Annotated in this window: 6 protein-coding genes; all 6 read right to left on the reverse strand. The window is 70.6% G+C overall.

Annotated features, from left to right (window positions below):
- Positions 1-58: 58 nt before the first annotated feature.
- Positions 59-1069, reverse strand: coding sequence for a 2-alkyl-3-oxoalkanoate reductase (oleD, locus tag ABD679_RS00290; RefSeq protein WP_344757924.1), 1011 nt, complete (start codon positions 1067-1069; stop codon positions 59-61).
- Positions 1066-2712, reverse strand: a complete 1647-nt coding sequence (gene oleC / locus ABD679_RS00295; protein WP_344757925.1) for an olefin beta-lactone synthetase — start codon at positions 2710-2712, stop codon at positions 1066-1068. Before oleC ends, oleD begins: the two co-directional genes overlap by 4 nt.
- Before the next feature lie 22 nt (positions 2713-2734).
- Positions 2735-3664, reverse strand: a complete 930-nt coding sequence (locus ABD679_RS00300) for an alpha/beta fold hydrolase (protein ID WP_344758219.1) — start codon at positions 3662-3664, stop codon at positions 2735-2737.
- 62 nt (positions 3665-3726) lie between these two features.
- Complete coding sequence (locus ABD679_RS00305; RefSeq protein ID WP_344757926.1) at positions 3727-4743, reverse strand: 3-oxoacyl-ACP synthase III; 1017 nt, start codon at positions 4741-4743, stop codon at positions 3727-3729.
- Positions 4744-4864: 121 nt separating this feature from the next.
- Positions 4865-5185 (reverse strand): DUF4156 domain-containing protein, encoded by a 321-nt coding sequence (locus ABD679_RS00310; RefSeq protein ID WP_344757927.1) that lies wholly within the window; start codon positions 5183-5185, stop codon positions 4865-4867.
- Between the two features lie 150 nt (positions 5186-5335).
- A complete protein-coding gene (locus tag ABD679_RS00315) occupies positions 5336-8221 on the reverse strand; it encodes a M16 family metallopeptidase (RefSeq protein WP_344757928.1) in 2886 nt (961 codons plus the stop codon).
- Positions 8222-8374: the final 153 nt, after the last annotated feature.

Here is an 8374-nt window from a genome sequence, read left to right on the forward strand (position 1 = left end):
CGGAGCTCCGAGGGATGGTGGCTTTCAATTGCCAGCCATCATCCACGGTGCGCGGTCGTCAGCGGGTGACGGACGACGCGCGCTGGAATGAATGCTTCAGCTGCGTGATTCCATCGTGAAACGACACCCGCGGCCGGTAGCCGAAGTCGCGCGTGGCCGGCGCCATGTCGTACCAGTGCGTGGTGCTCAGCTGCTCGGCGAGGAAGCGCGTCATCGGCGGCTCGCCGCGCAGCGGCAGCAGCGTCCACGCCGCCTCGCAGGCGACGCCGATGGCATATGCGGCGCGGAACGGAAGCGTCCCGTCGACCTCCGGCGCACCGGCCGCGCGCAGCAGGGCGTTGACGGTTTCGCGCACGGTCTTCGGCTCGCCGTTGCTGATGAAATAGGCGCGGCCGGCGCAGGCCGCGCCGGGGCCGAGGTGATCGAACGCGTCGAAGTGCGCCTGCGCCGCGTTGTCGATGTAGGTGGTGTCGATGACGTTGTTGCCGTCGCCGACGAAGCGCAGGCGCCCGGCCTTCGCACGCTCGACCAGGCGCGGCAACAGCTGCTTGTCGCCCGGCCCCCAGATCAGGCGCGGGCGCAGCGCGACCGTCGCCAGCCCGGCGTCGTTGGCGGCCAGCACCGCTTTTTCGGCGATGGTCTTGGTGGCGGCATACGCTGCCTTGAAACCGTCGCCGTAGGGCACGGTGTCGGCGGTGCCGTCGGCGACCGGATGGGTCGCGCGGTGGGTGACGCTGGGCGTGGAGGTGTAGACCAGCCGGTCGATGCCGTGGGTGCGGCAGGCGGCCAGCACGTTGTCGGTGCCGACCACGTTGGCGCGGTGGTAGCTGTCGTAACTTCCCCAGGCGCCGGCCCTGGCGGCGTTGTGGAAGACCGCTTCGCAGCCGGCTGCCGCGGCCACCACCGCATCGCGGTCTGCCAGGTCGCCACGCAGCTGCTGCACGCCCAGCGTGTCGAGCACCGGGTACAGGCCGCGGTTGAAGCTCACCACCTCGTGCCCGCGCTGCACCAGGCCGCGGCACAGCGCGCGGCCGAGGAATCCACCGCCGCCGGTAACCAGGATCTTCATTGTTTGCTCCGCAGTTGCTTCACCGCCCACGCGGCAAGTTTTTCGCGCCCGATCTTGGCGTTGTGGCGGATGTCGACCGGGAAGCGCGGGTGGAACACGACCGTGTCGATGCAGGACGTGTGCGCGAAGCGCGCGCCGATTCCGCGCAGTTCGTCGGCGATGCGCGGCCGCTGCGCACGGGCGATGCCGTGGTTCAGCTCGACGCACAGCACCGGGCGCTGCGCGCCGCGCGCGCCAAGGCCCACGAGCGCGGTGCGGCGCACGTCCGGGTGCGTGTTGAACACCGGCTCGACCTGCTCGGTGCACAGCGTGCCGGCGGCGGTGACCACGCGCTGCGACTTGCGGCCGCAGAACCAGAGCCGGCCGTCGGCGTCGAAGTAGCCCAGGTCGCCCATGCGATGGACGATGCGCCCGCCCGCTTCGCCCGGCTGCTCGCGGATCTTCGCCAGCCGCGTCTGCGCGTCGCGATTGAAATAGCTGTCGGTGGCGGTGGGACCGGCGACGATGATTTCGCCGACCTCGCCGTCCGGCACCTGCAGTTCGTCCGACCAGCGTTCGATCGCCTCGTCGCTGACGCGGATGATGCGAACCACGTTCGGCGGCACCGGGCGGCCGACGCAGGTGCCGGCACCGCGTTCGGTGCGCTCGCGCAGGGTCAGCAGCTCGCGGCCTTCGATCATCGCCACCGGCAGGCATTCGGTGGCGCCGTAGGGCGTCCAGAACTGCGCGTCACCGGGCAGCAGCGCGAGCATCTTCGCCACCACCTCCGGCGGCACCGGCGCGCCGGCGGACGTCGCGCGGCGTACCGTCGGCAGCGCGGCACCGTGGGCGGCCAGCACGCCCATCAGCGCCGGAGAACCGAACAGCCGGGTCACGCCGAAGCGTTCGATCGCCGCCAGCAGCTTGCGCGGATCGGCCGCGGCCGGGCGCGTGGGATCCATGTCGGGGATGATCGAGGTCAGGCCGAGCGCGGGATCGAACAGCGCGAAGGGCGGGAAGGTCGGCAGGTCCACGCCGCCGGCTTCGACGCCCAGCGCCGTGCGCAGCATCTCGACCTGGGCCACGAAATGCCGCTGCCGGTAGACCACGCCCTTGGGCACGCCGGTCGAGCCGCTGGTGAACAGGATCGCGGCGATGTCGTCGGGCCGGGTGTCGGCCAGCTGCGGCCCGGCGCCGGCGCCGTCATGCTCGACCTGCGCCAGCGTGGCGTCAGCCAGCCACGCGCGCGCGCCGGTGGTCACGCAGGTGCGCGCCGACGTCGCCCAGCCCAGCAGCCGCCGCGCCAGCATCGCCAGCGGAATGCCGATGAACGCTTCCGCCTGCGCCTCGCCCAGGCATTGCTTCAGCGCGCGGCGATCGATGCCCGGGTCCACCAGCACCGGCACCGCGCCGGCCTTGAACAGGGCGAACATCAGCAGGAAGAACTCGGGCGTCGGCCGCACCATGACCACGGTGCGCGTGCCGCGCACGATGCCGCGCCGGGCCAGTCCGGCGGCGATGGCGTCGCTGCGCGCATCGAGTTGGGCGTAATCGAGCGCGACGTCGTAACGCCCGCCGTGGCCGGGGCAGCGGATCGCAACCCGGTCGGGATGCGCGGCCGCAAGCGACGGCAGCGCGGCGGCGATGTTGCAGGGACCGGTCATTCGCCGATTATCGTCGCAGCCGCTACAGGGGGTGGGCGTCGAGGAATTCCCGGATCGCCGGCACCAGCACCTCGTGCCGGTCTTCCATGACGTAATGGCCGGCATCGTCGAACGCCATGACCTGCGCACGCGGCAGGGCGTCGCGGAAGCCGGCCAGGAAGTGGCGGTCGAACACGAAATCGCGCAGGCCCCAGCCGATGAAAGCGGGGCGGTCGGCGAACTCGTGCAGCCGGCGCCCGGCCTCGGCGACCAGCGGCCAGGCGCGGTCGCCTTCGCGCAGTGGGATGTCCTGCATGAAGCGCAGCGTGGCGATCGCGTTGTCCCAACCGTCGTACACGCCGGCGAACGCCGCGCGCACGTCCGCGGGGAGCCGGCGCACGGTCCCGAAACGCGCCGCGCCGCGCGCGAACAGGTTGAAGCGGCGGATCGCCCAGCCGCCCGGCGCCGAGTCGCGCCCCAGCGACAGCTGCCACGGCATCGGCTTGGCCGCCGGCAGCGGGAACGCGGCGGTATTGGTGATCACCAGCCGCTGCACCTGCGGCATGTGCGACAGCGCCCAGCCGAAGCCGATCATCCCGCCCCAGTCGTGCACCGCCAGCGTCACCGGCGTGGCGTCGTCGATGCCGGCATGGCGCAGCAGCGCGCCCAGGTCGTCGATGCGCGAGCGCAGCGTGTAGTCGTAGCGCGCCGCGCCCGGGTCGGCCGGCGGCCGCACGCCGCCACCGTCGTCGGGCCTGTCGGACAGCCCCATGCCGACGTGGTCGGGCACGATGCACCGGTAGCGGTCGCGCAGCCCCGACACCAGGTGCCGCCAGTAGTAGCTCCACGACGGATTGCCGTGGACCATGGCCACGACCTCGCCGTCGCGCGGCCCCTCGTCCAGGTACGACATCGCGATGCCGGGCCGCACCTCGAAGCGCCGCGGGGTGAACGGGTAGTCGGGGAAGTCCATGGGGGTCGTCAACATGAAAAGGGCCGGACGAACCGGCCCTGATGCGGGAAGGCGGGCGGGCCTTACCAGACCACCTCGGCCATCGAGCAGTTCAGCCCGGAGCCGATGCCCAGCAGGGCGATGCGGTCGCCCTTCTTCAGGCGGCCCATCTCGCGCAGCTTGCTCAGCACGATCGGCACCGAGGCCGGGCCGATGTTGCCGTGCTCGCCGAAGATGGTCAGGACCTTCTTCGGATCGATGCCCATGGCCTTGGTGAAGGCGGCGGTGTGCACCTTGCTGACCTGGTGGACGACGAATTCGTCCATCTCTTCCACCACCCAGCCCAGCGCCTGGCGGGCGGCGACGAAGGTCTTCTGCGCCAGCTTCACGCCCTCGATCAGCAGCGTGCGGGTGTCGGTGATCATGCCGTCGAGGTTGCCGCGGCACAGCTTGTTCCATTCGGTCGCCGCGCGGGTCACGCCGCCCTTGTAGCGCGGCGCGCCCGGGGCCAGCTCGGCGCGCGCCAACACCATGGCCGCGGCGCCGGAGCCCAGGGTCAGGGTGGCCAGTTCGTTGCGGAAGTCTTCCTCGGTGGAATCGGCGCGGGTCATGCGCTCGAGGGTCTTCTCGTAGGCCAGGTCCGCGGTCTCGCCATCGACCACGAGGGCGTAGTCGATCTCGCCGCGCTCGATCATGCGGCTGGCGATGTCCATGCCGTTGAGGAAGGCCAGGCAGGCGTTGGCGACGTCGAAGTTCTGGCAGGTGTCGGGCAGGCCGAGGTTGCCGGACACGATCGAGGCCGTGGACGGCTCGAGGTAGTCGCGGCTGACCGAGGTGTTGACCAGCAGGCCGACCTTGTTGGGGTCGATGCCGGCGTCGGCCAACGCCTTCACGCCCGCCAGCGTGGCCGCGTCGGAGGCCTGCACGCCCTCGTCCCAGAGGTGGCGGGCGTGGATGCCGGCGACGTCCTGGAGCACGTCGGTCTTGATGCCGAGGCGGTCGAGGGTCGGCTTGAGCCGCGCGTTGATCTCATCGCTGGACAACCGTCGCGGCGCGTCGATGTGGGCGAGGCCGGCGATGGCAACGTGTTGGAAAAGCATGGGCTGGCCGCCGGATAACGGACAAAAGGGAACCCATATTACCGGCTTCCGGACCCCCCCGCATTCCGTGGGCCCTGCGGCGGTGGCGGAACGCTCAGGTTTCCGGCCCGGTACCCGGCGCCTAGTTGCCGCAGTGCCAGGCGGCGAAGTTCTGGTCGCCTTTCACCGGCGGGCCCAGCGGGCTGATGGTGTCGGCGTTGATCCCCGGGGCTTCGTTGCGGGCCAGGGTTTCGAGTTCCTCGCGCACCCGCAGGTCGTTGCGCTCGTAGACCAGGGCCACCTTGTCGGCCACCGAGACGCTGATTTCACCGCGTTTTTCGCAGCCGGTCGGCGCGGTGGCCACGACCTTCACCGCCGACGCACCGGGCGCCATGTGCACCCAGGTACAGCCGGGCAGGCCGAGGACGGCGGTGGCGAGGACGGCAAGCGGCAGGTGGCGCATGGACGGCTCCGGGCGTTGCGGGGACACGGCATTGTGGGTGGGCCGGGCTGGACGCGGCAAGCCGCCGCACGGCTCCGGCAGGCGCGGCTTCAGCCACGCCCCCGGGTTGCCTTCCCCCCCGCACCGGCAGGGGGAGGCAACGGGCCTGGCTTACCTGGCGTCCTTGTCCGTCGCCGGCGCGTCCGCCACCGGCTTGCCGTCGGCGTCGATGATGCTGACCTCGCCAAGGTCCAGCGCGCGCACCGGCTGTTCGATCTGCTTCAGGTCGCCCACCACCACCCAGGTCAGCGCGCCGGGGTCGAGCGTGCGCGCGGCGGCGTTGACCTGCTCCGGGGTCAGGTCGCGGATCTGCGCGTTGCGCAGTTCGACCCAGTTGTCCGGGCGGTCATAGCGGACGATGCTGCCGATCGTGCCCAGCACCGAGCCGGCGGTCTCGTAGGCACCGGGCTGGCTGCGCAGGTTGTTGGCGACGATTTTTTCGACCTCGGCGCCGGTGGCCGGGGATGTCCCGTCCACGTAGGCGCTGATCTCGCGCTGCATTTCGGCCAGCGATTCGGCGGTCTTGTCGATCTGCACCGGCGCATAGGCCAGCCACGGGCGCTGGCCCTGGGCATTGACCAGCGTCGAACGCGCGCCGTACGACCAGTGCTTGTCCTCGCGCAGGTTCATGTTCAGGCGCGAGGTGAAGCTGCCGCCGATCACCTCGTTGGCCATGTCCAGCAGCACCGCGCCGTCGTCCTTCGTCGACGGCACGACCTTGCCGGCGAAGATGTTGGCCTGCACCGCGCCGGGCTGGTCGATCAGGAACACGCGCGGCTCGGCCGGACGCTCGACCTTGGCCACGCTCGTGGCCGCAGGCGCGTCACCCTCGCCCTTCCAGTCGCCGAAGTGGCGGTCGAGCACCGGCACGATCTCGGCCAGCGTGGTGTCGCCGACCACCACCACGGTCGCCTTCTCCGGGCGCAGCCACTGCTGCTGGTAGGCCACCAGCTGGTCGCGGGTGAGGCCGGCGATGCCGGCCTCGGTGCCGCTGCCGGTGAGCGGGATGCCGTAGGGATGGTCTGCGCCGAACAGCAGCGGCGGCAGCACGCGCAGCACGGCCGAGTTCGGGCGCGCCTTTTCCTGCGCGATGCCGGCGATCCACTGCGCCTTGACCCGGTCGATCTCGGACTGGTCGAAGCGCGGGGCGCGCAGCATGTCGGAGAACAGGGCCACCGAGTCGTCGAGGTTTTCCTTCAGCGTCGACAGGTAGGCGCTGCTGCCGTCGAGCGAGGCGCCCGCGCTCATCTCGGCGCCCAGGTTCTCCTCTGCGGCGGCGAACGCCAGCGAGTCGAGCTTGCCGGCACCCTCGTCGAGCATGCCCATGGCAAAGCTCGCGCGGCCCAGCTCTCCATCCTGGTCGGAGGCATAGCCGCCGTCGAACAGGTAGCTCATCTCCACCACGGGGATCTCGTGGCGTTCGGCCAGGATCAGCTTGCTGCCGTTGGCCAGGGTCGCGTGCTGCAGCTCGGGGAAGTCCAGGTCCGGGAAGCTGTCGACCTGCGGCACGCCCTTGCTGCGGTCCACCGTGCTCGGCGTGGCCTGGTACTTCGCGTCCGGCGACGGCAGTTCGAACGGCGCCGGCTTGGCGGCGGGCGCCTCGGCCAGCGGCTTGCGCTCGCCCGGCTCGACCACGAAGGTGTGGCTCGGCTTGCCCAGCCACGCCTGCGCAACGGCGCGCACCTGTTCGGGCGTGGCGGCCTGGATGTCGCGCAGCGTGTCGCGGTAGCAGTCCGGCGCGCCGGTGTAGGTTTCGCAGGCGGCAAGCACGTCGGCCTTGCCGCCGAAGCCGCCGATACGCTCCACGCCGCGGATGAAGCCGGCGCGGAACACGGTCTTGGCCTGCGCCAACTCCTCGGCGGTCGGGCCTTCGGCCAGCAGCCGCTGCAGTTCCTCGTCGATGATCGCCTCGACCTTCTTCTCGTCGCCGCCCTTTTTCACCATCGCGTTGATGAAGAAGCTGCCGCCCAGCTGCGACGACCAGTTCGCGGTACCGACGCTGTCGACCAGCTGGTCCTGGTGCACCAGCCGCTTGTCCAGCCGCGAGGTGGCGCTGCCGCCGAGCACCTGCGAAAACAGGTCGAGCATGGCCGATTCGGTGGTGCCGTACTCGGGCACGTTCCAGATCCGGCGCACCATCACCTGCGGCACCTTGTCCTCGAGCACGGTGCGCCCGGACTCGGCCAGCGGCGCGATCGCCACGCCAGGCTGCTCCATCGTCGGGGTGGCGGGGATGTCGCTGAAGTATTTCGCGACCTTCTCCTTCGCGGTCGCCACGTCGATGTCGCCGGCCAGCACCAGCACCGCGTTGTTGGGGCCGTACCAGGTGCGGAACCACTGCTTCACGTCGTCCAGCGAGGCCGCGTTGAGGTCGTTCATCGAGCCGATCGTGGTGTGGTGGTACGGGTGGCCTTCCGGATACATCGTGCTGGCTACGATCTGGCGCAGCTGGCCGTAGGGCTGGTTCTCGCCCTGGCGCTTCTCGTTCTGGACCACGCCGCGCTGCTCGTCGAGCGTCTTCTGGTCGATCGCGCCGAGCAGGTGGCCCATGCGGTCGGACTCCATCCACAGCGCCATGTCGAGCGCGGTGGTGGGCACGTTCTGGAAATAGTTGGTGCGGTCGGTGTTGGTGGTGCCGTTCTGGTCGGTGGCACCGGCCTGCTCGAACGGCTCGAAGTACTCGCCCGGATGGTTTTCCGAGCCGTTGAACATCAGGTGCTCGAACAAGTGCGCGAAGCCGCTGCGCCCGGCCGGCTCGTTCTTGCTGCCCACGCCGTACCAGATGTTGACCGCCACGATCGGCGCCTTGCGGTCGGTATGGACGATCACCCGCAGCCCGTTGGGCAGGGTGAACTGCTCGTACGGGATCTCGACCGGCGCGACGGCCGCACCCGCGTCGGCGAACGCCAGGCCGGGCGCGAAACCGGCGCCAAGCGTAGCGGCCAGGGCGAAAGCAAGCGCGGTGGCGCGGGGACGGCGGGTGTGGGCGACGGACATGGGCACTCCTGTGCGGACGTGGATAGATGACCGGTCATCGTAGCGCCTGTCCGGGAGCTGAACACTAGGCCACAAGTTGGGAGGGGTGGGACCCGGGACCCGGGACCCGGGACCCGGGGTTCGGGGTTCGGGGTTCGGGGTTCGGGGTTCGGG

The sequence above is a fragment of the Luteimonas lutimaris genome (genome assembly GCF_039537065.1).
GTDB classification, from domain to species: domain Bacteria; phylum Pseudomonadota; class Gammaproteobacteria; order Xanthomonadales; family Xanthomonadaceae; genus Luteimonas; species Luteimonas lutimaris.

Coding starts and splice junctions, on each gene's coding strand:
- oleD (WP_344757924.1), bottom strand. CDS start 1,069: ATGAAGATCCTGGTTACCGGCGGCGGTGGATTCCTCGGCCGCGCGCTG.
- ABD679_RS00310 (WP_344757927.1), bottom strand. CDS start 5,185: ATGCGCCACCTGCCGCTTGCCGTCCTCGCCACCGCCGTCCTCGGCCTG.
- ABD679_RS00300 (WP_344758219.1), bottom strand. CDS start 3,664: ATGGACTTCCCCGACTACCCGTTCACCCCGCGGCGCTTCGAGGTGCGG.
- ABD679_RS00315 (WP_344757928.1), bottom strand. CDS start 8,221: ATGTCCGTCGCCCACACCCGCCGTCCCCGCGCCACCGCGCTTGCTTTC.
- oleC (WP_344757925.1), bottom strand. CDS start 2,712: ATGACCGGTCCCTGCAACATCGCCGCCGCGCTGCCGTCGCTTGCGGCC.
- ABD679_RS00305 (WP_344757926.1), bottom strand. CDS start 4,743: ATGCTTTTCCAACACGTTGCCATCGCCGGCCTCGCCCACATCGACGCG.